Here is a 21,512-nt window from a genome sequence, read left to right as displayed (position 1 = left end):
GCCGGGCAGATCATCCGGCCCCACCGGGCTGATCATCCGGCGCTCGCCGGGCCCGGTCCGGCGCTGCCCCCGCGGCCCTCCCGCGGGGGCACGCCATTGTCATATGCCGAGGACATACGCCCCTGCTGACCGGGGCGGATACGCCTCGGCAATATCCTCAACAGCCGATCCGGATAAGCCCCTTGGCGGTTATCGTGATACAAAGCCACGCCAACCTGCGAGGGGGGAAATCGTGGCGCTCAGGCCCGAGCCGACCGCGCCGTTCCACTCGGTGCAGCACGCCCTCCGCATCCTGGAGGTCGTCGCCAAACACTCGTCCGGCGTCAGCGACATCATGCTCGCCAGGGAGACCCGGCTACCGGCCCACCAGCTCGCCGATCTGCTGCGGATGCTGCGCCGCGAGGGCTATGTGGAGCAGATCGCCGACGGCGCCTACGTCGGGGGCAACGCCCTGACCCTGCTGGGCTCCGCCGCCCCCGGCCGCGGCCACGCCGTACAGGACAAGCTCCAGCAGTCGCTCATCACCCTGCGCGACTCGGTGGGCGCGGCGGTCTACCTCAGCCGCTATGTGGACGGCGAAATCAAGATCACGCAGTATGCGGACGGGCCGCGCACTCCCAAGGTCAACGAGTGGGTGGACTTCCGCTCCGCCGCCCATGCCATGGCGCTCGGCAAATGCCTGCTCACCCAGCTCGACCACGACAGCCGCCGCGATCACCTCGCCCGCCACAAGACGGTGCGGCTCACCTCCCGGGCCACCACCAACGAGAAGGTGCTGTTCCGCAAGCTGGACAGCCAGCCCGCCACGGTGCCCGTCCTCGACCTCCAGGAATACGCGGTCGGCACGGTCTGTGCGGCGGTCCCGATCAGCGCCGGGCGCTCCGTGGGCTGCCTGGCCCTCTCCCTTCCGCTGGCCCATGCCCACCGGCTCCGCCAGGCCGCCGACACGCTGAACCGCGAGGCGGCCCCGATGCTGCTCTCCCTGTCCATCTGAGCCCGGCTGAGCGTGGTCAGGAGCACCCCTCCGGACCAGGTAGTATTTATGTCGTCAGCGGGCGCCGCTAGCTCAGTTGGTTAGAGCAGCTGACTCTTAATCAGCGGGTCCGGGGTTCGAGTCCCTGGCGGCGCACAACTGATCAAGCGAATGGCCCGGGTGCTCTCGACAGCCCCGGGCCATTCAGCGTGCTGCCCCGCCGCGCACCTCGAGCGCGTCCAGCAGCTCCCCCGTGGCGGCGGCGATGGCCTCGACGGCCTTGTCGAACGCCTCCGCGTTGTGGGCGGCGGGCTGGCGGAAGCCGGAGATCTTGCGGACGTACTGGAGGGCCGCGGCGCGCATGTCGGCCTCGGTGACGGAGTCGGCGTATGGCGGGCGGAGCGTCTTGATGGATCTGCACATACTGACGACGGTACGCCGGGGGTACGACAGTCCCTGGGCCGTGGCGGATCTTTCCCCTCCCCGCCCCTTCCCGCGGCACGGCTATGCGGCTCCGCCGCGCGGCAAGGGCTCCGCCCCTGGACCCCGGGGCCGACGAGCCGCCGTGTCGCCGTGTCGCCGGGAACAGCTCACCGGCCAGGACACCCCCGCGCACATCCCGGTCGCCCGGCCGGGGTCCGGGGCGGAGCCCCACCACGCGGCGGAGCCGCATATCGATGCCTAGGCCGGGTCGGGGCCGTCCAGGACGAAGGCGCGGATCAGGTCGGACAGGGGGCCCGGCTGGTCCTGGGGGATCAGGGTGTAGCTGTCGGGGATCTCCGCCAGGCTGCCGCGGGGCAGCAGACCGGCCAGGCGGAGGCCGTGCTCGGGCGGCATGACGCGGTCCTCGGACGCCCAGGCCACCAGGGCGGGGCGGTCGAAGGTGCGCAGGGCCTCGGCCCAGTGGAGCAGCTCGTTCACCGGTGGCACGCCGAGGACGTACTTCCGCAGGTCGCGGCGGACCTCCGGGGAGGTCCACAGCGGCTGGAACCAGGCGTCCATCACCTCGCGGTCCACCGGGCGCTTGGTCATCCAGCCCCAGGTCATCGGCAGCCGGCGCAGGGGTGCGAGCCTCAGCAGCTTGAAGGCGGCGTTGAGTCCGCCCGGCAGCTTCGCGGCCAGCCGCAGATTCCTGCCGGGCAGCCCGGGCGGGTAGTTCTCGAACGCCTCACAGGAGGTGATCACCAATCGGCCGATCCGCTGGTCGCGGCCGTCGGCGATCAGCGCCTGCGCGCCGCCCCAGTCGTTCATGGCCAGCGTGACATCCGTAAGGTCGAGCCGGTCCAGGAACTCGGCGACCAGCCGGGCCACCCCGAGCACCGACAGATCCGCGTCGGGCCGCATCGGGCGGCGGTGCCCGCCCAGGGGGAGCGTGGGGACGACACAGCGGATGTCGGGGGCCAGCGCGGCGACCACCTCGCGCCACAGAGAGCCGTCCATGGCGACCCCGTGCAGCAGGACCGCGACGGGGCCCTCGCCTCCCGTGTCCTCGTACTCGATGGTGCCTGCCGAGAGTTCCACCTCGAGATGCGGCATGGCGTCGACCTTACCCGGGGTGATAGGTGATCAACCCAGTGGCAGACCGGCCAGCGTGACCACGGGACGCGCCGCACCGCCGGACGCGGCCTCTTCCCGTACGCCCTCGTCCCTTACGGCGACCGCCGCGTAGTAGCCGGGCGGGGTGTCGAGGTCGGCGAAGGCCCAGCCGGGCGGGCCGGGCGGGGCGCCGACCGGGGCCAGGCCATCGGCGAGCCCGACGTGGTGGGCGGCGATCCCGCCCGGCAGCCCGGTGCCGATGCCCTTGAGATACGCCTCCTTACGGACCCAGCAGCCCAGGAACGCCTCCTCCCGCAGCTCCTCCGGAAGCGCGTCGATCGCCGCCCGCTCCTCGGGGTGCAACTGCCCGACAAGACCCGTCAGCCGGGCCCCGGTGCGCCCGGGGTCCCGCTCCTCGACATCGGCGCCCACGGGCGCCCGGGCGACGGCGCACAGGGCCGCGTCGCCGGAGTGGGAGAGGGAGAAGTGCAGCGCGTCCCCGCCCGCCAGGGCAGGGCGGCCGTGCGGCTTCTCGCAGTCCGGCATGCCGCAGGTCTCCCGGGTGAACGCGACCTCGGCCGGGGCGATGCCGAGATAGCCGCCGAGCAGCGTCCGCAGCCCCACATGGGAGGTCACATAGCGCTCGCGCGCCACGTCCGACCGCAGCCGCGCCGCGCGCTCGCGCTCCCGCTCGTCCAGCATGCCCTCCGCGACGGCGGCGGCAGCGGCGGCGTACGGCGGGATCCGCAGCAGCCATACGGCCACCTCGCCGGGGCCGGGGCGGTCCCCGGGGCCGGGCAGGGAGCGGACCGGGGCCCATCGCCGGGGCTCGGGTGCGGGCTGAACCGGGCTGGTGAAGGACACTGTTCGGTTTCCCCCCGTGCTATCGGCCGATGATGCGCTCGCTGTGGACGTACTGACGGTACAGCGGCGCGCGCGGCGCGCCGTGAGTGCCCCGCCGTCGGAACGCGCCACCACGACCGCTTCACACGCCCCCAACACCCCTGCCACAAGGCCGCGTTGCCGATCGCGGACACCCGGTGACTTAGGCCACGTTCGCCTTCCGGCCGACGCGGTCACCTGCCCGTCCGCACTACGATCGCGCACGTCCGGGCACGATCGGTGATGGGGGTTTGACGACCATGGCGACGGGATTCCTGGCCAAGGCGGCCTCAGCGGTGACCCTCCCGGTGGCACCGCTGTATGGCGCCTTCCTCTCGTACATGATCTTCCACCCGCCCCGCAGACCGCATCACAAGACCCCCGCCGACCTCGGGCTGACCAGCACCGACGTCAACGTTCCGCTGAACGGGCAGCAGGGCCGCGGGCTGCATGTCTGGCTCATCCCCGGCGACGCCGAGCGGGTCGTGGTGCTCGGACACGGCCTGGGGCTCAGCAAGTCCGCGAGCCTGGCGCACGCGCGGCTGCTCAGCGAGGCGGGCTACACGGTCGCCATGTTCGACCACCGCAACCACGGTAAGAGCGTCGCGGACCGGGCGGGCTGGGGCATGAGCGACCGCCACACCGACGATGTGGTCGCCGTGGTGCGGCACATGCGGTCGATGGACGAGTACGCCGCGGCGCGCATCGCGATCTACGGCTTCTCGATCTCGACCTTCCCCTCGTTCTACATGCTCAAGAGGGAGGACTGCCCGGTCGACGCGGTGGTCTTCGACAGCGGCCCGGCGCTGGAGCTGGCCCCGCTGTTCCGGAACTTCGTCGCGGCCGGCGGGGTGCCCATCCCCGGCCCGCTGGGCGCCGGCCCCTCCCGCCCGGTCGTGGAGTCGGTCGCCTCGTCGGCGGCGGTGGCGATGCTGCGGGTGCAGTGGCCGCCGCCGCTCGGGGGCGCGTACGAGCGCACCCCGATGCTCTTCCTGGCCGGTGAGCGCGACACCATGATCCCCGCCTCGGGGGTACGGGCGCTGGCCGAGCGCTATCCGCTGGCCGAGGTGCACACCCTGCCGGACACCGAGCATCTTCAGGGCATCAAGACCCAGCCGGAGACGTACGCGGCGACCGTCCTGGGCTTCCTGGAGCGGACGCTCAAGGACTGAGCCTTACGGTGGGCCCGGCCGGGCCAGGCCCACCGTAAGGACGCCATGACGGCCTAAAGACGCCATGACGGCGTAAGGACGCCATCGCGGCGGGTCAGTCCTTCAGTTCGCAGATCACCGCGCCCGCGCTGACCGAGGCACCGACGTTCGCGTTCAGGTTCTTGACGATGCCACTTCGGTGGGCGTTCAGGGGCTGCTCCATCTTCATGGCCTCCAGGACCACGACGAGGTCGCCCTCGGCCACCGTGTCGCCCTCGTTGACGGCCACCTTGACGATGGTGCCCTGCATGGGCGAGGCCAGGGCGTCGCCGGAGGCGGCGGAGCCGGACTTCTTGACCGCCTTGCGCTTCGGCTTCTTCGAGCCGCCCGCGGCCTCCCCGGGCGACACCGCCAGGCCGAGGACCGCCGGGAGGGAGATCTCAAGACGCTTGCCGCCGACCTCGACCACGACCGTCTCGCGGGCGGTGGGCTCCTCGGCCTCGTCCGCCCCGGTCGGGGTGAACGGGGCGATGGTGTTGTTGAACTCGGTCTCGATCCAGCGGGTGTGGATGGTGAACGGCTCGCTGGTGAACGCCGGGTCCTTCACCACCGCCTGGTGGAACGGGATCGCGGTGGCCATGCCCTCGACCTGGAACTCGGCCAGGGCGCGGGCCGCACGCTCCAGGGCCTGCCTCCGCGTGGCGCCGGTGACGATCAGCTTGGCCAGCAGCGAGTCCCACGCGGGGCCGATGACGCTGCCGGACTCCACGCCCGCGTCCAGCCGGACACCGGGCCCGGCGGGCGGTACGAAGGAGGTCACCGTGCCCGGGGCGGGCAGGAAGTTCCGGCCCGGGTCCTCACCGTTGATCCGGAACTCGAACGAGTGCCCCCGCATCGGCGGGTCGTCGTACCCGATGGCCTCGCCATCCGCGATACGGAACATCTCCCGCACCAGGTCGATGCCGGTGACCTCCTCGGTGACCGGGTGCTCCACCTGGAGCCGGGTGTTGACCTCCAGGAAGGAGATCGTGCCGTCCATCCCCACCAGGAACTCCACCGTCCCCGCCCCGACATAGCCCGCCTCCTTGAGGATGGCCTTGGAGGCGGCGTAGAGCTGGGCGTTCTGGCGCGGGGGCCTCTTCGACGAGTTTCTGGTGGCGGCGCTGGAGGGAGCAGTCGCGGGTGGAGACGACGACCACGTTGCCGTGGGTGTCGGCCAGGCACTGGGTCTCCACGTGCCGGGGCTTGTCGAGGTAGCGCTCGACGAAGCATTCGCCGCGTCCGAAGGCGGCCACGGCCTCGCGGACGGCGGAGTCGTAGAGCTCGGGGACCTCTTCCATCGTGCGGGCGACCTTCAGACCGCGGCCGCCACCGCCGAAGGCGGCCTTGATGGCGATCGGGAGACCGTGCTCCTCGGCGAAGGCCACGACCTCCTCCGCCCCGGAGACGGGGTCGGGGGTCCCGGCGACCAGCGGGGCACCCGCGCGCTGGGCGATGTGCCTCGCCGCCACCTTGTCGCCCAGGTCGCGGATGGCGTGCGGCGGGGGGCCGATCCAGGTCAGGCCGGCGTCCAGGACGGCCTGGGCGAAGTCGGCGTTCTCGGAGAGGAATCCGTAGCCGGGGTGGACGGCGTCGGCGCCGGACTCGGCGGCCGCGGCCAGGACCTTGGCCTGGTCGAGATAGCTGGCCGCCGGGGTGTCACCACCCAGCGCATAGGCCTCGTCGGCCGCGCGCACATGCACAGCGTCCCGGTCCGGATCGGCGTATACGGCTACGCTCGCGATCCCGGCATCCCGGCAGGCACGGGCAACACGGACAGCGATCTCGCCACGGTTGGCGATGAGCACCTTTTGCATGCTCTCTCTTCCCTCTTCCGAAAAGTTCCGTCCCGTCGAGGACGGTCAAGGTGGCTACCCCAGGGCCCGCTCGAGGAAATCCAGCACCACGCTCGCGTAGCCTTCAGGATCGGTCTCCAGCCCGAGCAGATGCTCGGCTCCCGGCAGGACGTGCGTCTCGGCTTGGGCATAGCGCTCGGCCAGCGCGTCCACCGAGGAGGGCGGCACGATCGCATCGTGCTCGCCCGACATGAACAACAGGGGGATCTTGGCGAACTTGCCCGTCGCGGGCGGTGGCCACTGGGCCCGGAGCATGGCCGGTCCCACGGCGCACAGCGTCCGCGCCACCACCGAACGGGCCGGTTCGCCCTTCAGCACGGCGGGCAGCGGCAGCGCCTCCGCCTCCAGGAACTTGCGCAGCAGCGGTGGGACATCGTGCCCCGGCCCGCTGTCGCACACCAGCGCGTCAAGTTCGAATCCGTCGTGCGTCAGCGCCCACATGGACGAGAAGCACGAGAACGAGAAGCCATAGAAGGCTATCCGCGCCCCTCCGTACCCGCGCCGACCGCGCAGATGGGACACCACGGCGGTGACATCGCTCGCGAACCGGTCGCCGAGCCCGAACAGCGCCCGGTCGTCGCTGCTGGCCCCGTGGTTGCGGTGGTCGAACAGACAGACCGTGTACCCGGCGTCGTGCAGGAACTTGGCGTGGCGGAGGCTGTGGTCCTTCGCCGTCGCCATGCTGTGCCCGAGCACCACCACCTTCTCGGGGGACCCCGGGCACAGCCAGGCGTCGAGGTGTTTCCGCGCCGCGAAGGGGATCTTCAGCTCGGTGCAGGGCAGCCCGTGGTCCCGGGGGTGCGCCCGCTGTTCCCGGCGCCGCGGATGGAAGGCCAGATACGCCAGCGAGACCCCGAACAGCGGGGCGATCGGCAGGGCCGCGACCGAGAGGGCGCGGGCTCCCAGGGAAGGAGGCCGCACCGACGTCTGGCGTGGCTCGGGCATCTGCGTCCTCCAGGAGGGGGAGTGTCCGTCGGCGGTCAGGGCGTTCTCGTCTCGGTCGGGACGGGCTGCTGGACGGGCGGGGGCTGGACGGTCGGAACGGGCGGGCGGTCGGGCGACAACGTGTGAACGAGCGGGCGGCCGAAGAGTCAGCCACAGCCTCCGGCATGGCCCGGATCGGCCGACCGGGCGGCGGCGAAGTCCGCGTCCGAGAACTCGGCGAAGCCCGCGTCCGGCGCCCCGGCGAGGGGCGTGTCCCGGGACCGGGCCCCGGACCCCGACTCGGCCCCCGACCCCGACCCCGACCCGGACCCCGACCCCGAGCGGACCGAGGCGACGAAGGCCGCCAGCCGGTCCACGCCCCAGAACTTGTCATAGCCATGGGTGAAGAACGGCACGCCGAACGCCCCGGCGTCGCTGACCGCGAGCAGGGCCCGGAGCCCCCGGCCACCGCGCAGCTCCTCGTCATCGGCGGCCGCCGCCGCCCGTTCGGCCGGCAGCCCCAGCTCACCTGCGATCTCCGCGATGGTCGTACGGTCGCAGATGTCGCGGCCCTCCTGCCAGCGCGCCCGGTAGACGCGCTCGATCCAGGCGGGGCCGAGCCCCGCGTCGAGCGCGAGGAAGTACGGCAGATGCGGCACCTCCCAGACCGGGTCGTGGTCCACCGGCCAGCTGACCGCGAGGCCGCGGTCGGTCGTCAGCCGGCGCACATCCTGGAGGATATAGAGATGTTTCTCCCGGGACATCGGCGAATAGGGGAAGTGATGGCCGAGTTCGGCCATACGGCGCTCCCCGTCCGCGTCCGGCTCCCACCACAGGTGCCATTCCACCACCTGTGCGACATCCGGATAGCGGTCCATCAGATCACGGTAGGCGATCCAGCTGTACGGACTGCGGAAATTGAAATAGAACCGCGGTACTTTGCTGCGCTTGGCTGCCACTTCCGTACCCCCTCGCTCGTCCGTCGTCAGAGGACGAGGCCGCCGTCCACCTGGAACACCGCGCCGGTCACATACTCCGCTCCGACCAGGTACGCGACCATGTCGGCGACCTCCTCCGGACGGCCGAAGCGGCGCAGCGGGACGCTCCGCTCCGCCTCCTCGCGCATCCGGTCGGAGAGCCCGGCCGTCATATCGGTCTCGACGAAGCCGGGTGCCACCACATTGGCTCGAATGCCGTACCGGCCGACCTCCTTGGCGAGCGACTTGGTGAAGCCGATGATCCCCGCCTTGGAGGCCGCGTAATTGCTCTGGGTCGCATTGCCGTGGACACCGGCCACGGACGAGATGTTGATGACGCATCCGGACTTGCGTTTCATCATTCCGAACACCACGGAACGGCACAGGTGATAGGTGCCGTCCAGATTGACCTCCAGGACGCCGCGCCACTCCTCGTCCGTCATCAGCAGCAGCGGATTGTCCCGGGTGACCCCGGCGGAGGTGACCGCGACCTCGACCGGGCCGAGCGACTCCTCGGTGAAGGCGACCAGTTCGCGCACCGCGTCGGCGTCGCGGACGTCCGTCTGTCTGCCGAGCACCCGCCCGCCGCCGAGCCGCGCCGCCTCCTCCTCCAGTTCACGGGCGGCGTCGGGGCTGGAGCGATGGCAGAACGCCACGTCGAAACCGTCCCGGGCCAGCCGGAGCACGGTGGCCCGGCCTATACCGCGGGAGCCGCCGGAGACCAGCGCGACGCGCGGCGCCGGCTTCTCGGCAGACGCCGGCTTCTCGGCAGGCGTCAGCGCCTCGTCACCGGATGCGCGGCCCGTGTCGTCGGATATTCGGTCGGACATACGGTGAGGCCCTTCTCCCGGGGGTGGTGTGCAGTCAGAGCGGGTCGGGCACGGGCGGGTCGGGCACGGGCGGGGCGGCCAGGTCGGAGGCCGGGCGCATGGTCATCGTCAGCCGCCCTATGGTGAGGGCGGTCTCCTTGCCGACCAGGCTCTCGCCCTCGAAGACGTAGGTCTCGCCGACCTGGCGGGCCAGCCGCACATGATGCTCCACCACATCGCCGGGCACCACCGGCCGGTGGAACTCCGCGTCCGAGATGCCGCCCAGCAGCATCGCCTTGCCCGAGCGCACATCGGGGTTGGGCCGGTCCCAGGTGACCAGCACCCCGGCCACATGGCACCAGGACTCGATGAGCACCGTCCACGGATAGTGGTAGTCCTCCTCGGTCGCGGTGTCCGGCATCCCCTCGTACCAGGGCTCATTGCAGGTGACCGCCTTCAGCCCGCTCGCCCGCTCGCCCGGCACCAGCTCGGTGACCCGGTCGACCAGCAGCATGGGGTAGCGGTGCGGCAGCATCCGCTTGATCTCGTCGACGGTGATCATCCGGCGTCCGCTCCTCGGTCCTGGTCGCTCCGCTCCCCCGCCCCGGCCGCCGCGCCCGGGACGTCCCGGTTCTCGAAGCGCAGCCTTATCTGCGCGGCGGGCCCGCGCCCGGTGGCCGCCGAGGCCCGGCAGCGCCAGCCACCGTCCTTGCGCGACCAGACGTATTCGCTGGTCAGCTCGTCACCGGGGTAGACCGGGCTGAGGAAGCGGGAGGACTCGACGGCCGCCAGGACCCAGCGCCCGCCCGGTTCGCGCTCCGGCATGGTGGCGAGGGCGCCGCGCTGGACGTACTCCACGACACACACCCCGGGGAAGATGGCGAACCCCGGGAAGTGCCCGGCGAACACCTTCTCCGACGCGCCGACCACGGCCACGCACCGGGCGGGCCGCTCACCGGGGAGGCCAGGGTCCACGACCTCCACGGCGCCGTCCACCGGCCCGCACGCCGCCGTCGTCATCTCACTTCCCCATCTTCGAGGCGAGCAGGTCGTGCACCTTCCGGAGCGTGGTGATGTCCTTCATCTCCCGCTCCTCCAGCTTCACCGAGTACTTCTTCTCCAGGACGACCATGACCTCGAGGGCCATCAGGGAGTCCACGCCGAGGGTCTTGACGAAGTCGGCGTCGTCGGTGACGTCCTCCTCGTCCACGTCGAGCACATCCGCGACGAAGGTGCGCAGCTCGTCCATGTCCAGGGCGGCGGTGGCGTCGGCCATGCGGGGGTCTCCTTTCCGCTGTCGGAGCGCGGGGCTCAGGGTTCGGGGCTCAGGGTTCGGGGGTGGTGAGCTTGGCGAGGGCGGCGGCCGACTCGACCGGGACGGTGAGCGCGCCGTCCGCGATCCGGCGGATCATGCCGGTCAGCTGGCGCCCGGGGCCCAGCTCCACGAACCGGGCGCAGCCCAGCTCGCCGGAGAGCGTGCGGACGCTCTCCTCCCAGCGCACCGGGCTGGTGAGCTGGGTCAGTTCCAGGTCCCGCCAGCGCTCGCCGCTCGCGTACGGGCGGGCGTCCACATTGGCGACGACCGGGGTGTGCTCGGGGGCGAAGTCCACGGCGGCCAGGGCCGCGCGCAGTTCATCGGCGGCCGCGGCCATCAGCGGGCTGTGGAAGGCGCCGCCGACGGCGAGCCGGATCACCTTGCCCTCGCTCTCCACGGCCAGTTCGGCGAGCCGGTCCACGGCCTCGGCGGTGCCCGAGAGCACGATGGCGCCGGGCGCGTTCACATTGGCGATCCAGACCTGGCCGCCGTCCTCCTGGACCTGGCCGACCAGCGCCTCCACGGTCTCCGGGCCGAGCCGCACCACGGCGGCCATGGTGCCGGGCGACCGCTCGGCGCACGCGCGCATGGTCCGGCCGCGGGCGGCCACGAGGCGGGCGGTGTCGGCGAGCGGCACGGCCCCGGCGGCGTGCAGCGCGGTGTACTCGCCCAGGCTGTGCCCGGCGCAGGCCACCACGCCGCCCAGCAGCCCGGCGGCCTCCGCCTCGCGGTGGGCGAGCACCTCGACGGTGAAGACGGCGATCTGGGCGAGGTCGGTGCGGCGCAGCGTCTCGTCGTCGGCCTTCAGCAGGAGTTCCTCGACGTCGATACCGGTGTACTCGGAGATCTCCGCCACCAGCGCCCAGGACGCGGTGTCCCGCCACGCCTCGCCCATGCCCGCCTTCTGGGCGCCCTGCCCGGGGAAGACCAGCGCCGTACGGGGCGCCTCGTCGCCACCGGGGGCCGCGGGGGGCCTGGCCATCGTCTCTCGGTCCGTCATCTCAACCAGCTCCTTCAGTTCAGGGGGCGGCGGCCCGTCACCGGATCCGCAGCAGGGCCGCGCCGACCACACCGTCCCGGTCCACTGTGGTGACCAGGGCAGTTCCGCCGGAGGGGATCTCCTTGCGCTCGGCCATCGCGAGCACGGCGGCGATCTGGAAGGCCGCCGCGGCGGCGCAGGTGTCCCCAATGGTGTCGGCGGCCGTGATCCGCGGCGGCTCCTTGCCGCCGAGGGCGTCGGCGAGCGCGGCGAGCTCGGCCTCCCCCTCGGCGCCGGGGGCGCCGGAGTCGGCGACGGCGCTCAGCTCGCCTGGGGCCACCCCGGTGCGGTCCAGCAGCCGGCCGATCGTCTCGGCGAGCACCGTACGGGCGGCCTTCGCGTCCGCGGCGCAGCCGAACTCCAGGCCCACCACCTCGGCCAGCCCCGCACGGCCGTGCTCGCACGCCGAGGCGTCGGGCTCCAGCAGCCATACGGCCGCGCCCTCGCCGAGCACGGCGGCGCTGTTCTCGTCCGCGCGGGCGTGCCACTCCAGCCAGGCGCGGGCCGAGGAGAACTCCTCGACCGCCCCGCACAGCACGGCCCTGGCCCGTCCGGCGCGCTGGAGCCGCACCGCGTACCGCAGGGCGAGCAGCCCGGTGGCGCGGCCGCCCGCGATGGTGGTGTTGGGGCCCCTGAGCCCGTGCCAGATGGCGGACTGACCGGCCGCGCAGTTCATCACGGTGTTGGGGAACCGGGCCGGGTCCACGTAGAAGGGCTTCTCGCCCACCAGCGAGTCCCGGGTGAAGTCCATGATGCTCTGGGCGGAGCCGGTGCTGGTGCCGAGCGCGAGGCCGGTCTCCTCGCCCACCCCCGGCAGCCGCTCGCCCTCGCCGTACTCCCGCTCCCCGGTGAGCAGCTGGCGTATGGCGGTGACGGCGAGGCCGGTGGCCCGGTCCATGGAGCGGGTGCCCTTGCGGCCGAGGATCTGCCGGATGTGGAAGTCGGGCACGAGGCTCGCCTCGTGGAACGGCGCCGACCACTCCTCGGGGTCCAGCGGCCGGGCGGCAGAGCGGCCGGACCGCAGGGCCGCGGTGAAGTCGGACCCGCGCAGTCCCAGGGGCGATACGGCGGTCCAGGCCGAGATGACCGGGGCTGCCCCGGAGGGGGCGTTGACCATGGGTACGGGTACTCCTTCGGTTGGGGCCAAGGGGCCGTGGGAGCGGCGGGTCACAGGAACCACACCTGTTCGTAGGAGGGCCAGCGGGCCGCGAGGTCGTCGCCCCCGATGACGCGTACGCCGGGCAGCAGCCGCTCCGCGGCGGTGCGGCCGAGCGCGGCCAGACCGTCCTCCTCGACCAGCACGGTCACCCCGGCGGCCAGCAGCCTCGCCACGGAGGTGGGCGGATGGGGCAGGGTGTCCAGGGTGCGGCCGCCGAGCCGCAGCGCGGGCCGGGAGCCGGTGTCGAGGGCGTAACCGGCGGCGGGGCCGCGCAGCGCCAGATCGCAGCCGCCGCTCTGCCGGTGCAGATCGGGCACGCAGTACAGCACGTCGGCGTACTGGGTCTCGATCGAGCCCCGGTACGCCTTCTCCACGATCAGCAGCCAGCGCGCCTGGTCGCCCATGGCTCAGCACACCCCCATGAGCAGGCTCTTGTCCGCCGCGTTCACATGCTCGGCGAAGACGAACGGCGCCCGCTTGCGCACCTGCGGGATCTGCTCGGCGGCGCCGCGCTCCTCGGCGCAGAAGCGGCACACGTACCAGTACAGCCGGTCGGGGTGGTCCTCGATCAGCTCGCGGACGACCCGGGCGGTGGAGGGGTGCTCGCGCCCCAGGTCGGTGTAGTCGCGCGGTTTCGTGTCGCCGAGGGCGGCGCCGGTCAGCCGGGTGGCGTCGCCGCAGGTCCAGATCTGCACCCGGGCGCCCCGGGCGAGCAGCGCGGCCGCCAGCCGCAGCGCCGAGGTGACCAGGTCGGTCTGGTGGGGCGCGCCGAAGAGGTTGAGCAGCACATCGGTACGGGGGACGGGCCTGGGCATCAGTGCCACACCGCCCTGATCCGCGGCTCCAGCAGTTTGGCGGCCACGTCGTCCATCTCCACCAGCCGCGCCCGGGGCGTCAGATCGGCGGCGGGCAGGGCGCGCTGGGCGGCGGAGAAGGTGTCCACCCACAGCTCGCCGCCGTCGCTCAGGAACGTCTCGATGCCCGGCGCGGTGCCGGGGACGGCGGCGGTCACGCCGTTCTCCACGAGGAACAGCACCACCTGGTGGCCGTCCCTGGCCAGCCGCGCGGCATCGCCGAGGAACCGCTCACAGGCGGGTCCGGTCTGCGGCCCGCCGCTCTCGATCAGCAGATGGGCCGTCATGTCAGCAGCTCACCGCCGTCCACGCCGATCACATTGCCGGTGATCCAGGAGGAGTCGGTGCGCGAGAGCAGCGAGACCGCCTCGGCGACATCCTCGGGCCGGGTCAGCCGCCGGTGCGGATTGAGGTCCCGGGCGTACGCGGCGAGCCGGTCGCTGCCGGGGATGCGCTCCATGGACGGGGTCGGGGTGACTCCGGCGCGCAGCGCGTTGACGGCGATGCCGGAGGGCGCGAGCTCCAGGGCGAGCTGGCGCACATGGGACTCCAGGGCGGCCTTGGCGGCGGAGACGGCGCCGTAGTGGGGCATCACCCTGGCGCCCCCGGCGCTGGTCATCGCGTACACCTTGGCGCCCTGGCGCAGCAGCCCGGCGGTGAACAGGTCCTGGGTCCAGTAGACGAGCGAGTGGGCCATCACATCGAGCGTCATGTTCATCTGGCGGGCGGTCAGGCTGTCCTCGCCCTCGGCGCCGACGTACGGCAGCAGGGTGCCAAAGGCGAGCGAGTGCACCACGATCCGGATGCCCGTGCCGCCGGTCAGCTCCTCGAACCGGGGCAGCAGCTCCTCGCGGGTGCGGGCGGAGGCGGCGTTGGCGTTGAAGAAGTGGGCCTCGACGCCGTGGCCGCGCATCTCCTCCCGGGCGACGGCGGCCTTCTCCTGGCCGTCGGTGGTGTCGAAGTGGACGCCGAGGATGTGGACGCCCTCGCGGGCCAGTTCATGGGCGATGGCCAGGCCCATACCGCTGGAGGCGCCCAGGACCAGGCACCAGGAACCTTCGAGTCGGGTGATCATCGGTCGCTCGCCCTCCGTCGTCCGTTCATGGGCTGCTCGCTTCCGGCGGGTGCGTCCTGTATGGCGCTCGCTTCGGTCCCGGCGCGTGCGTTCAGCCGGGCACCCGGGGTCACCAGGCAGACGGCGGCGTTCCCCTCGGCCGCCGCCGTGACCACGGCGTGGGGGTGGCCGTCCGGTGCGCCGAGGGCGGCGGCCACGCGTGCCACCGGCTCCAGGGCGCCCGCGCCCGCCGCGACCCGCTCGGACTTCCCCGCCAGGGCCCGTCCGCCCAGCGCCTGTCCGCCCAGCGCCCGCCCACCCTGCGCCTGCTCGTCCAGCGCCGCCGCCATGGCCGCGCCGACCGGGGAGCCGTCGAGGACGGCGGTGACGGCCAGGGGCCGGTCCGGCCGGTGGCCGAGGGCGTCCAGCGCGTCCCGCAGCAGCGCCGCGGCCCGCTCGGCCCCCTCGGCGGAGGCGGCCACCTTCGGCGGCAGGAAGAACGAGCGGACGCCCACCCGGCCCAGCGCCGCCACCCCCCGGCCGCGGGCGGCCGGTTCGGGCTCGAGCACCAGCGCGACGGCCCCGGCCTCCGAGGTGTCCGCGCCCGGCTCGCCCTCGGGCAGGGCCTCCTCGGTGGCCCCGGCCAGCAGCCGCCGGGCCCGGCCGGTGGCGAGGGCGCGCTGGCCGGTCTGGAGCGCCTCGAGGCCCGCGACCCGGGGACTGGTGAAGGTGAGGTTGAAGCCCTTGAGGTCGTGTTCGGTGGCCAGTCGGCTGCCGAAGAGGTTGATGGAGAAGTAGGGCGCGGTGACCGGGGACAGATCGCCCGCCCCGGTGGCCGTGACCGTACCGTCCATCGTGTGGTGCAGGGCGAGCGCCGCGCTGTTGGTGCCCACCGCGGCGCCCCGCTCCTCGGGCCCGACCGCCGCCAGGGCGTCCGGGCCCGCCTGGGCCAGCGCGCGCTTGGCCGCGGCGAGGAAGTACTGGGAGGCGGCGGGCAGGTACTTGTAGCCGTGCCTGCCGAGCGCCGTACGGAAGTCGAAGCCGTCCGCGCCCACGGTGCCGATGCCCGTCACCACCAGGCCGACGGCCGGTTCGTCGTTCACGCGGCGGCCTCCCCGAAGACGAGCGAGATGTTGTTGCCCCCGAAGGCGTAGGCGTTGACCAGCCCGTACGCCCCGGTCATGGGCGCGGAGCCGGACGGCAGCGAGACCGCGCACTCCGGGTCCCGCTCGCCGACCGGCACGTTCGGCGGCAGCGTCCTGTGGTGCAGCACCAGGCTGGCGGCCAGCGCGGCGAAGGCGCCCGCCGCGCCGCCGGTGTGCCCGATGAGCGCCTTGACGCTGTAGAGGGGCGTACGGGGGGTCAGCGCGTCCAGCACCCGGCTCTCCACAACGTCGTTGAGCTCGGTGCCGGTGCCGTGCGGGATCACGAACCCCAGCCCGCCGGAACCAGGGCCGGATCCGGCCCCGGGCTCCGCCCCGGCTCCGGCCCCCGCCTCCCGGAGCGCCTCGCGCATCGCGCGCTCGATCTGCTCACCGGAGGGCTCGGGCGCGGTCGCGTGGTAGGCGTCGCAGCTCCAGCCGGCGCCCGCCAGACGGCCGTAGACGGTGCGCGCGCCGCGCGCGCGGGCGTGCGTGGCGGACTCCAGGACGAGCACGGCGGCACCCTCGCCGAAGACGGTGCCCCGCCGTTCGGCGGCGAACGGGCGGCAGCGCTCGGGGTCGATGGCGCCCAGCCGGTTGAAGCAGGCGAGGGCGACCCGGGAGTACGCCTCGGCGCCACCCGCGATGACCACGTCGGCCTCGCCCGCGCGGATCAGATCGGCGCCCACCGAGAGCGCGTAACCGCTGGCGGCGCACGCGTTGCTGACGCAGGTGTTGACGCCCTGGGCGCCGAACCACCCGCCGACCACCGAGGCCAGCGGGAAGGGGGGCGCCCAGCGGCCGGACGCGGGGGCCGCGCCGGACCACCAGCCCTCGTGCAGATCCGTGTCGCCCATACCGGTGCTGAGGGCGACGGCCACCCGGCGCGGATCGAGGCCCTCGGCCTCCGGCCTCTCGCCCGGCCCCGGCAGCGCGGCCAGCCCCGCGTCGGCGACCGCCTCGCGCGCCGCCGCGAGCGCGAACCGCGAGCCTCGCCCCAGCGGCAGCCCGTCCTGCTCCTCCGGGCCGTCCGGGATGTCGGCCTCCGGCACCAGGTACATCAGCGGATGGTCCATATGGGCGAGCGGATCGGGGACCCGCGACGGCGCGGTGTCCGCCTTGTGCATCCCGCGCCAGAAGGCGTCCGTGCCCGCGCCCAGCGGGGACAGCGCGCCGAGGCCGGTGACCAGTACGTCGTCCATCAGGTGCCGCTCTGCTCTCCGCCGAGCGCGTCCAGCACCCGCCGGTCGAAGGAGACCAGCCGCCAGTCGCTGCGGTTGTCGATCACCGCGTAGCCGTGGGTGATCCGGCCGGTGGCGGTGAGGGTGAGCGCGCCGTCGCGGACCACGAAGCAGTCCATCCGGGCGGTGTAGGTGAGGTCCTTGAAGATCTCCTCGACCGTGTAGACGGTGTAGAGGTCCTCCTCCATCACCGCCTCGTCGAGGACGCGCACCGAGGACTGGGGGACGACCGGTATCCATCTGCGGTCGTCCAGCAGCGTCTTGATGGAGATGCCGCGGTCGAGGACGAAGCGGTCCTTGGCCTCCTCCAACAGCCGCAGATAGCCGGACATCTGGAGCCGCTCGGTGAAGTGGCAGTAGGGGTAGGGGATGTTCCACTTCCAGGCGTAGGCGTTGCGGCCCGCGGTCAGCGACGCCAGGACGGCGGCCTCGTCCCCGTCCGGCATCCGCACCCGGATCGGCGCCAGCTCGTCCGGGCGCGCCTCGGCCCCCAGCCGGTCCACCACGAAGGGCGCGAACTCGGCCGGGGGTTCACCCAGCTCCGGCAGATAGGTGTCGGCGCGCAGCGAGACCCGCACCTTGGCGGCCACGGCCTTGAGGACCGAGCCGTCGCGCTCCACCCGGAGGGTCACCCGGAAGCCGAGGGTGCGGTCGTCGTCCTCGGTGTCCGGCACCACCTCGGCCTCAGCCACGTCGTCCATGTGGAAGGCGTGCAGGATGCGGGTCTCCAGGGCGACGACGTCCAGCCCGAGACCGTGCTCCTCGTACAGCCGCCGGGCGGGCGCCCCGGAGTCCGCGAAGTGCACCAGCACGGCTTCCTCGACGAGGTAGTTGACGTGTTTGAAGCCGATCCAGGTGCAGATGTTCGACCCCTCGTAGCGCGGGCGCAGCCGGACGGTGGTGACATCCGTCAGCAGGGCTTTGGTCGACATCGGCGGGGCGACGGCGGTCATCGGGAACACTCCATGGAGATAAGGGGGGCACGTGCGGGGTGCGAATCGCACCGGTCGGGCGTGGGGCGCAGCAGCAGTCCGGCCACGGCGTCCGCGGTGTCGTCCCCGCTGGTGATCAGCGCCTGACGGGACGCGGGCACCGGGTCCGGCGCGGCCCCGGGACCGGGACCGGCGGCCTCGATGACGCTCCCGGCTCCCGCTTCCGCGCTGACCCCGGCCCTGGCCCCGGCCCCGGCCCCGGCGCGGGCCAGCCAGCCGACGGCCGCCGCGCACTGGAGCACCCCGAGGGCCCCGGAGGCCCGGCCCACCGCACTGGTGACGTCGTAGCGCGGCACGCCCCCCGGCACCGGCACGCCCTCCGGCACCGGCACGCCCCCCGGCACGGGTACGCCCCCCGGCGCCGGTACGGCCCCGGCGGGCCCCTCGGCGTAACGCTCGGGGGTGAACCAGACGCCGGGGGCGGCACCGTCGGGCAGCAGGGCCTCCACACAGCCGCTGAGCCCGGCCCGCCGTTCGTACGGCCCGAGTGCGGCGACGGCCCGCGCCCCCCGGGCCTCGGCCCAGCGCGCGCCCTCGACGACGACGGCGGCGGCGCCGTCCAGCAGCTCCCCCGCGGACCGGCCGAGCAGATCCTCCACCACGGCGTTGTGCGTCTCCACGCCGATCACCACCGCGCGCCGGACCCGGCCTGCGGCGACCAGCGTGGCGCCCCAGTGCACGGCGTCCAGACCGGAGGTCGCCCCGTTGCACAGCATCAGATTGGGGCCGCGCAGCCCGTGGCGGATGGCCACCCAGGAGGCGATCACATTGCTGGAGGCGTTCGGCAGGCTCATGGGGCTGAGGTCCACGGCCGACCGCTCGGCGATGGCGGCTGCGGTGAGGCAGGCGGTGTCGAGGTTGCCCAGGTTGGAGCTGGCGACCACGCCGACGCTGTCGCCGGGCACGGTCACCTCCTCGCCGTCGGAGGGGATCAGCTCGGCGTTCCGCAGTGCCTCCAGCGCGGCGCACAGCGCCAGCCGGGTGGCCCGGTCCTTGTAGCGGTGGCCCCGGCGGCCGATCCGGGCGGCGGTGTCGAACGGTTCGGGGGCGGGCCCGGTGACGGGGCAGGCGGTGCGGCGCAGCAGCGCCTCGGGGGTGTCGGCACCGGGGACGGCCAGGCCCACGCCGGTGACGACGACTTCGCCGGGGCCATGCGTCATCGGCCGACCCTCTCGGCTCGGCCGGCCCTCTCGACGATGGCGACCGCGTTGACCCCGCCGAAGCCGAACGCGTCGATCTGCGCGACCCGCAGATCCCCGCCCTCCCGCGCCTCCTCCCGGACGAAGCGGAACGCCTCGGCCTCGGGCAGCGGTTCGACCAGGCCCAGGGTGGGCGGCACCCGGCCAGAAGCCATGGACTCCAGCGCGACGATCAGGCTGAGCAGCCCGGAGCCGCCCGAGGTGTGGCCGGTCATGCACTTTATGGCGGTCATCAGGGGCCCGCCGACCTCGCGGCCGAAGACCTCGGCGATGGCGGTCGCCTCGGCGGCGTCGTTCAGCTGGGTGCCGGTCCCGTGCAGCAGCACCAGGTCGATGTCGCCCGGCTTGACGCCCGCCCGCCACTGCGCCTCGTGCACCGCCCGCGCGATGCCCCGGGGGTCGGGGGCGGTCACATGGTTCGCGTCGCAGTTCATGCTGACGGCGCGCACCCGGCCGAGCGCGCGGGTCTCCGCGCCGGGCTCCTCCCGGCGCAGCACCACGGCGGCCGCGCCGTCGCCCATCAGCACCCCGCGGCGGTCCCGGTCGAACGGCCGGACGCGGTCGGGGGGTTCGCCGTTGACGCGGTCCAGCAGCCCGTACATCGACTCGGTGAGGGTGTCGACCCCGGCCACCACGACGGTGTCCTCGGCCCCCGAGGCCAGCAGGTCGGCGGCGAGTGCGAGCGCGTAGAGGGAGGCCGAGCAGGCCCCCGAGAACGTGTGGGTGCGGACCGCGCCGAAACGTGTCCGCAGCGCGGTGCCGAAGTGCAGCCGGTCGATGTCGAAGGGGGTGCCGTCGCGCCAGGCGAGCTCGGCCGAGCGCAGCTCCCGCAGCCCGGTGCCGATGAGGACGGGCACCTCGCTCAGGTCCTCGCCGAGCCCCGCCTGGGCCGTGGCCTCGCCGACCGCGCGCAGCAGCCAGTCGGTGGCGCGGCCGGGGAGGTCGGTGCCGGGCGCGGGGCGGTCGTCGATCTCGTAGGCGTGGCGGGTGCGGTACCGCTCCCGGTCGAAGCCGCGCAGTTCACCGAGTCCGCTGGTGCCCGCGCACAGGGCCCGGAAGACCTCGTCGACGCCCTCGCCCACGCTCGCCACCGCGCCCGCGCCCGTCACCAGCTGGCTCATGACCAGTCCGCTCGGGCCTTGCCGAAGATGACGACGGCGTTGTTGCCGCCGAAGGCCAGCCCGTTGTTCTGGACCACCTTCAGGTCCGCCGTCACGGCCTGGTTGGGCACACAGTCCAGACCGCACTCGGGGTCGGTGTGCTCATGGTTGATGGTCGGCGGGATGAAGCCCTCGGTGAGCGCGAGGGAGCAGGCGATCGACGCCAAGGCCCCGGCGGCGCCCATGGAGTGGCCGATCATCGACTTGATGGAGACCGTGCGCGGCGGGGCGGTGTCCCCGAAGACCTGGCGGATGGCGCGGGCCTCGGTGGTGTCGTTGGCCTTGGTGCCGGTGCCGTGCGCGGAGATGAAGTCGACCTCGTCCGGCTTGACACGGGCGTTCTCCAGGGCGAGCCGCATACAGCGGACCACGCTGTCCTGGTTGGGGGCCACGGGGTGGTCCGCGTCGCAGTTGAGGCCGTAGCCGAGCACCTCGGCGTAGATACGGGCGCCGCGGGCCAGCGCCGACTCCAGGCTCTCCAGCACCAGGATGCCCGCGCCCTCGCCGGTCAGGATGCCCTTGCGGTCCTTGTCGAAGGGCTGACAGCGCTCCGGGGCGATGGTGCCCAGGCGGTAGAAGCCGGTGAAGGTCTTGCGGCACAGGGCGTCGGCCCCGCCGCACAGCGCCACGTCCACGTCCCCGCCGCGGATGGCGTCGTAGCCATACCCGACCGCGTAGTTCCCGGCGGCGCACGCGGTGGGGAGGGTGACCGCCTCGGCGCGGGTGAGGCCGAACTCCTGGGCGATCGCGCTCGACAGCCGTCCGGCGGGCACCCGCCGGGCGACCGTGGGATCCATCCGCTCGGGCCCCAGGTCCACTTCCTCCTCGACCAGATGGTCCAGGTCCCTGGACTCGCCGTCGGTCGTGCCGACGGAGATCAGACAGGGTATGTCGCGCAACGCGCTCTCCGGCTCGGGGAATCCGGCGTCGGCCACCGCCATACGGGCCGCCGCGACCGAGAACCGGCTGGCCCGGCCCAGCGTCCGCACATCGAGATTTCGAATCCACCGGTCCGGCTCGAAATCCTTGACCTCACACGCCGTAGAACGGTCGAAGCCCTCCGTGTCGAACGCGGTGATGGGCCCCGCCGCGCTCTTCCCGGCGCGCAGTCCGGCGAGGAATTCCGCCGCGCCGATGCCGATGCCGGACACCGCCCCGAGACCGGTGACAACGACCCTACGACCCGGCTCACCACGCATTTCGCCCTGCC

23 protein-coding genes, 1 tRNA gene and 1 pseudogene are annotated in these 21,512 nt (G+C 73.2%); 3 read left to right on the top strand and 22 right to left on the bottom strand.

The features are described 5' to 3' along the window. Positions 1 to 232: 232 nt before the first annotated feature. Positions 233 to 994 (top strand): IclR family transcriptional regulator domain-containing protein, encoded by a 762-nt coding sequence (locus ACT2CW_RS31860; RefSeq protein WP_445519119.1) that lies wholly within the window; start codon positions 233 to 235, stop codon positions 992 to 994. Between the two features lie 61 nt (positions 995 to 1,055). Then, positions 1,056 to 1,129, top strand: a tRNA-Lys gene (locus tag ACT2CW_RS31855). A 48-nt stretch (positions 1,130 to 1,177) separates the two neighbouring features. Here the strand turns inward: ACT2CW_RS31855 and ACT2CW_RS31850 are convergent. From ACT2CW_RS31850 to ACT2CW_RS31840, 3 genes are all read right to left on the bottom strand, one after another. After that, the gene (locus ACT2CW_RS31850; RefSeq protein ID WP_164435911.1) at positions 1,178 to 1,396 is read right to left on the bottom strand and encodes a DUF2277 domain-containing protein; all 219 of its coding nucleotides are present in this window, start codon (positions 1,394 to 1,396) and stop codon (positions 1,178 to 1,180) included. Positions 1,397 to 1,654: 258 nt separating this feature from the next. Next, the gene (locus ACT2CW_RS31845; RefSeq protein WP_445519118.1) at positions 1,655 to 2,509 is read right to left on the bottom strand and encodes an alpha/beta fold hydrolase; all 855 of its coding nucleotides are present in this window, start codon (positions 2,507 to 2,509) and stop codon (positions 1,655 to 1,657) included. A gap of 30 nt (positions 2,510 to 2,539) precedes the next feature. Next, positions 2,540 to 3,373, bottom strand: a complete 834-nt coding sequence (locus ACT2CW_RS31840; protein ID WP_445519117.1) for a 4'-phosphopantetheinyl transferase family protein — start codon at positions 3,371 to 3,373, stop codon at positions 2,540 to 2,542. Positions 3,374 to 3,651: 278 nt separating this feature from the next. Here ACT2CW_RS31840 and ACT2CW_RS31835 point away from each other — a divergent pair, with 278 nt between their 5' ends. Then, positions 3,652 to 4,563, top strand: coding sequence for an alpha/beta hydrolase (locus ACT2CW_RS31835; protein ID WP_037953182.1), 912 nt, complete (start codon positions 3,652 to 3,654; stop codon positions 4,561 to 4,563). 94 nt (positions 4,564 to 4,657) lie between these two features. Here ACT2CW_RS31835 and ACT2CW_RS31830 read toward each other — a convergent pair. The 19 genes and pseudogenes from ACT2CW_RS31830 to ACT2CW_RS31740 all read right to left on the bottom strand — a co-directional run bounded on the left by ACT2CW_RS31830 (position 4,658) and on the right by ACT2CW_RS31740 (position 21,501). Further along, positions 4,658 to 6,398, bottom strand: a pseudogene (locus ACT2CW_RS31830) (acetyl/propionyl/methylcrotonyl-CoA carboxylase subunit alpha). Positions 6,399 to 6,452: 54 nt separating this feature from the next. Next, positions 6,453 to 7,382 (bottom strand): alpha/beta hydrolase, encoded by a 930-nt coding sequence (locus ACT2CW_RS31825; protein ID WP_445519116.1) that lies wholly within the window; start codon positions 7,380 to 7,382, stop codon positions 6,453 to 6,455. A 146-nt stretch (positions 7,383 to 7,528) separates the two neighbouring features. Continuing rightward, a complete protein-coding gene (locus ACT2CW_RS31820; RefSeq protein WP_445519115.1) occupies positions 7,529 to 8,320 on the bottom strand; it encodes a DsbA family protein in 792 nt (263 codons plus the stop codon). A 26-nt stretch (positions 8,321 to 8,346) separates the two neighbouring features. Then, entirely contained in the window at positions 8,347 to 9,168 is an 822-nt protein-coding gene (fabG, locus tag ACT2CW_RS31815) for a 3-oxoacyl-ACP reductase FabG (protein ID WP_445519114.1), read from the bottom strand. Positions 9,169 to 9,202: 34 nt separating this feature from the next. Further along, positions 9,203 to 9,709: a 3-hydroxyacyl-ACP dehydratase FabZ family protein gene (locus ACT2CW_RS31810; RefSeq protein WP_414083927.1), complete on the bottom strand. Its 507-nt coding sequence runs from the start codon at positions 9,707 to 9,709 to the stop codon at positions 9,203 to 9,205. Next, positions 9,706 to 10,167 (bottom strand): 3-hydroxyacyl-ACP dehydratase FabZ family protein, encoded by a 462-nt coding sequence (locus tag ACT2CW_RS31805; RefSeq protein WP_445519113.1) that lies wholly within the window; start codon positions 10,165 to 10,167, stop codon positions 9,706 to 9,708. The genes ACT2CW_RS31810 and ACT2CW_RS31805 overlap by 4 nt, the downstream gene beginning before the upstream one ends. A 1-nt stretch (position 10,168) precedes the next feature. After that, complete coding sequence (locus ACT2CW_RS31800) at positions 10,169 to 10,423, bottom strand: acyl carrier protein (RefSeq protein WP_020871038.1); 255 nt, start codon at positions 10,421 to 10,423, stop codon at positions 10,169 to 10,171. A 49-nt stretch (positions 10,424 to 10,472) separates the two neighbouring features. Next, positions 10,473 to 11,462, bottom strand: coding sequence for an ACP S-malonyltransferase (locus tag ACT2CW_RS31795; protein WP_445519112.1), 990 nt, complete (start codon positions 11,460 to 11,462; stop codon positions 10,473 to 10,475). A gap of 37 nt (positions 11,463 to 11,499) precedes the next feature. Beyond that, positions 11,500 to 12,618, bottom strand: a complete 1,119-nt coding sequence (locus ACT2CW_RS31790; RefSeq protein ID WP_445519111.1) for a beta-ketoacyl synthase N-terminal-like domain-containing protein — start codon at positions 12,616 to 12,618, stop codon at positions 11,500 to 11,502. A gap of 50 nt (positions 12,619 to 12,668) precedes the next feature. Next, entirely contained in the window at positions 12,669 to 13,064 is a 396-nt protein-coding gene (locus ACT2CW_RS31785) for a hypothetical protein (protein WP_182471238.1), read from the bottom strand. A gap of 3 nt (positions 13,065 to 13,067) precedes the next feature. Next, complete coding sequence (locus tag ACT2CW_RS31780) at positions 13,068 to 13,475, bottom strand: DsrE family protein (protein ID WP_086883415.1); 408 nt, start codon at positions 13,473 to 13,475, stop codon at positions 13,068 to 13,070. After that, positions 13,475 to 13,801 (bottom strand): DsrE family protein, encoded by a 327-nt coding sequence (locus ACT2CW_RS31775; protein ID WP_037956203.1) that lies wholly within the window; start codon positions 13,799 to 13,801, stop codon positions 13,475 to 13,477. The genes ACT2CW_RS31780 and ACT2CW_RS31775 overlap by 1 nt, the downstream gene beginning before the upstream one ends. Further along, positions 13,798 to 14,589, bottom strand: coding sequence for an SDR family oxidoreductase (locus ACT2CW_RS31770; protein ID WP_037956204.1), 792 nt, complete (start codon positions 14,587 to 14,589; stop codon positions 13,798 to 13,800). The genes ACT2CW_RS31775 and ACT2CW_RS31770 overlap by 4 nt, the downstream gene beginning before the upstream one ends. Continuing rightward, the gene (locus tag ACT2CW_RS31765) at positions 14,586 to 15,671 is read right to left on the bottom strand and encodes a beta-ketoacyl synthase N-terminal-like domain-containing protein (protein WP_445519110.1); all 1,086 of its coding nucleotides are present in this window, start codon (positions 15,669 to 15,671) and stop codon (positions 14,586 to 14,588) included. Before ACT2CW_RS31765 ends, ACT2CW_RS31770 begins: the two co-directional genes overlap by 4 nt. Continuing rightward, complete coding sequence (locus ACT2CW_RS31760; protein WP_445519109.1) at positions 15,668 to 16,912, bottom strand: beta-ketoacyl synthase N-terminal-like domain-containing protein; 1,245 nt, start codon at positions 16,910 to 16,912, stop codon at positions 15,668 to 15,670. The genes ACT2CW_RS31765 and ACT2CW_RS31760 overlap by 4 nt, the downstream gene beginning before the upstream one ends. Continuing rightward, positions 16,912 to 17,904: a hypothetical protein gene (locus ACT2CW_RS31755; RefSeq protein WP_445519108.1), complete on the bottom strand. Its 993-nt coding sequence runs from the start codon at positions 17,902 to 17,904 to the stop codon at positions 16,912 to 16,914. The genes ACT2CW_RS31760 and ACT2CW_RS31755 overlap by 1 nt, the downstream gene beginning before the upstream one ends. After that, complete coding sequence (locus tag ACT2CW_RS31750; protein ID WP_445519107.1) at positions 17,901 to 19,103, bottom strand: beta-ketoacyl synthase N-terminal-like domain-containing protein; 1,203 nt, start codon at positions 19,101 to 19,103, stop codon at positions 17,901 to 17,903. Before ACT2CW_RS31750 ends, ACT2CW_RS31755 begins: the two co-directional genes overlap by 4 nt. Further along, positions 19,100 to 20,263 carry a beta-ketoacyl synthase N-terminal-like domain-containing protein gene (locus tag ACT2CW_RS31745; protein WP_445519106.1) on the bottom strand — a complete coding sequence of 388 codons (1,164 nt, stop codon included), beginning with the start codon at positions 20,261 to 20,263 and terminating at the stop codon, positions 19,100 to 19,102. Before ACT2CW_RS31745 ends, ACT2CW_RS31750 begins: the two co-directional genes overlap by 4 nt. Further along, positions 20,260 to 21,501 (bottom strand): beta-ketoacyl-[acyl-carrier-protein] synthase family protein, encoded by a 1,242-nt coding sequence (locus tag ACT2CW_RS31740; RefSeq protein ID WP_086883395.1) that lies wholly within the window; start codon positions 21,499 to 21,501, stop codon positions 20,260 to 20,262. The genes ACT2CW_RS31745 and ACT2CW_RS31740 overlap by 4 nt, the downstream gene beginning before the upstream one ends. Positions 21,502 to 21,512: the final 11 nt, after the last annotated feature.

It is taken from the genome of Streptomyces sp. NEAU-174, from assembly GCF_052665095.1.
Note: the sequence above shows the minus strand (reverse complement) of the source record. Positions and strands in the feature narration are given on the sequence as shown.

Excerpts from the sequence above, each read along its gene's own strand:
- ACT2CW_RS31845 (WP_445519118.1), bottom strand. The coding sequence starts at position 2,509 with ATGCCGCATCTCGAGGTGGAACTCTCGGCAGGCACCATCGAGTACGAG.
- ACT2CW_RS31805 (WP_445519113.1), bottom strand. The coding sequence starts at position 10,167 with ATGACGACGGCGGCGTGCGGGCCGGTGGACGGCGCCGTGGAGGTCGTG.
- ACT2CW_RS31760 (WP_445519109.1), bottom strand. The coding sequence starts at position 16,912 with ATGGACGACGTACTGGTCACCGGCCTCGGCGCGCTGTCCCCGCTGGGC.
- ACT2CW_RS31770 (WP_037956204.1), bottom strand. The coding sequence starts at position 14,589 with ATGATCACCCGACTCGAAGGTTCCTGGTGCCTGGTCCTGGGCGCCTCC.
- ACT2CW_RS31775 (WP_037956203.1), bottom strand. The coding sequence starts at position 13,801 with ATGACGGCCCATCTGCTGATCGAGAGCGGCGGGCCGCAGACCGGACCC.
- fabG (WP_445519114.1), bottom strand. The coding sequence starts at position 9,168 with ATGTCCGACCGAATATCCGACGACACGGGCCGCGCATCCGGTGACGAG.
- ACT2CW_RS31740 (WP_086883395.1), bottom strand. The coding sequence starts at position 21,501 with ATGCGTGGTGAGCCGGGTCGTAGGGTCGTTGTCACCGGTCTCGGGGCG.
- ACT2CW_RS31795 (WP_445519112.1), bottom strand. The coding sequence starts at position 11,462 with ATGACGGACCGAGAGACGATGGCCAGGCCCCCCGCGGCCCCCGGTGGC.
- ACT2CW_RS31825 (WP_445519116.1), bottom strand. The coding sequence starts at position 7,382 with ATGCCCGAGCCACGCCAGACGTCGGTGCGGCCTCCTTCCCTGGGAGCC.
- ACT2CW_RS31835 (WP_037953182.1), top strand. The coding sequence starts at position 3,652 with ATGGCGACGGGATTCCTGGCCAAGGCGGCCTCAGCGGTGACCCTCCCG.
- ACT2CW_RS31755 (WP_445519108.1), bottom strand. The coding sequence starts at position 17,904 with ATGACCGCCGTCGCCCCGCCGATGTCGACCAAAGCCCTGCTGACGGAT.
- ACT2CW_RS31790 (WP_445519111.1), bottom strand. The coding sequence starts at position 12,618 with ATGGTCAACGCCCCCTCCGGGGCAGCCCCGGTCATCTCGGCCTGGACC.
- ACT2CW_RS31785 (WP_182471238.1), bottom strand. The coding sequence starts at position 13,064 with ATGGGCGACCAGGCGCGCTGGCTGCTGATCGTGGAGAAGGCGTACCGG.
- ACT2CW_RS31850 (WP_164435911.1), bottom strand. The coding sequence starts at position 1,396 with ATGTGCAGATCCATCAAGACGCTCCGCCCGCCATACGCCGACTCCGTC.
- ACT2CW_RS31780 (WP_086883415.1), bottom strand. The coding sequence starts at position 13,475 with ATGCCCAGGCCCGTCCCCCGTACCGATGTGCTGCTCAACCTCTTCGGC.
- ACT2CW_RS31800 (WP_020871038.1), bottom strand. The coding sequence starts at position 10,423 with ATGGCCGACGCCACCGCCGCCCTGGACATGGACGAGCTGCGCACCTTC.
- ACT2CW_RS31745 (WP_445519106.1), bottom strand. The coding sequence starts at position 20,263 with ATGAGCCAGCTGGTGACGGGCGCGGGCGCGGTGGCGAGCGTGGGCGAG.
- ACT2CW_RS31750 (WP_445519107.1), bottom strand. The coding sequence starts at position 19,103 with ATGACGCATGGCCCCGGCGAAGTCGTCGTCACCGGCGTGGGCCTGGCC.
- ACT2CW_RS31810 (WP_414083927.1), bottom strand. The coding sequence starts at position 9,709 with ATGATCACCGTCGACGAGATCAAGCGGATGCTGCCGCACCGCTACCCC.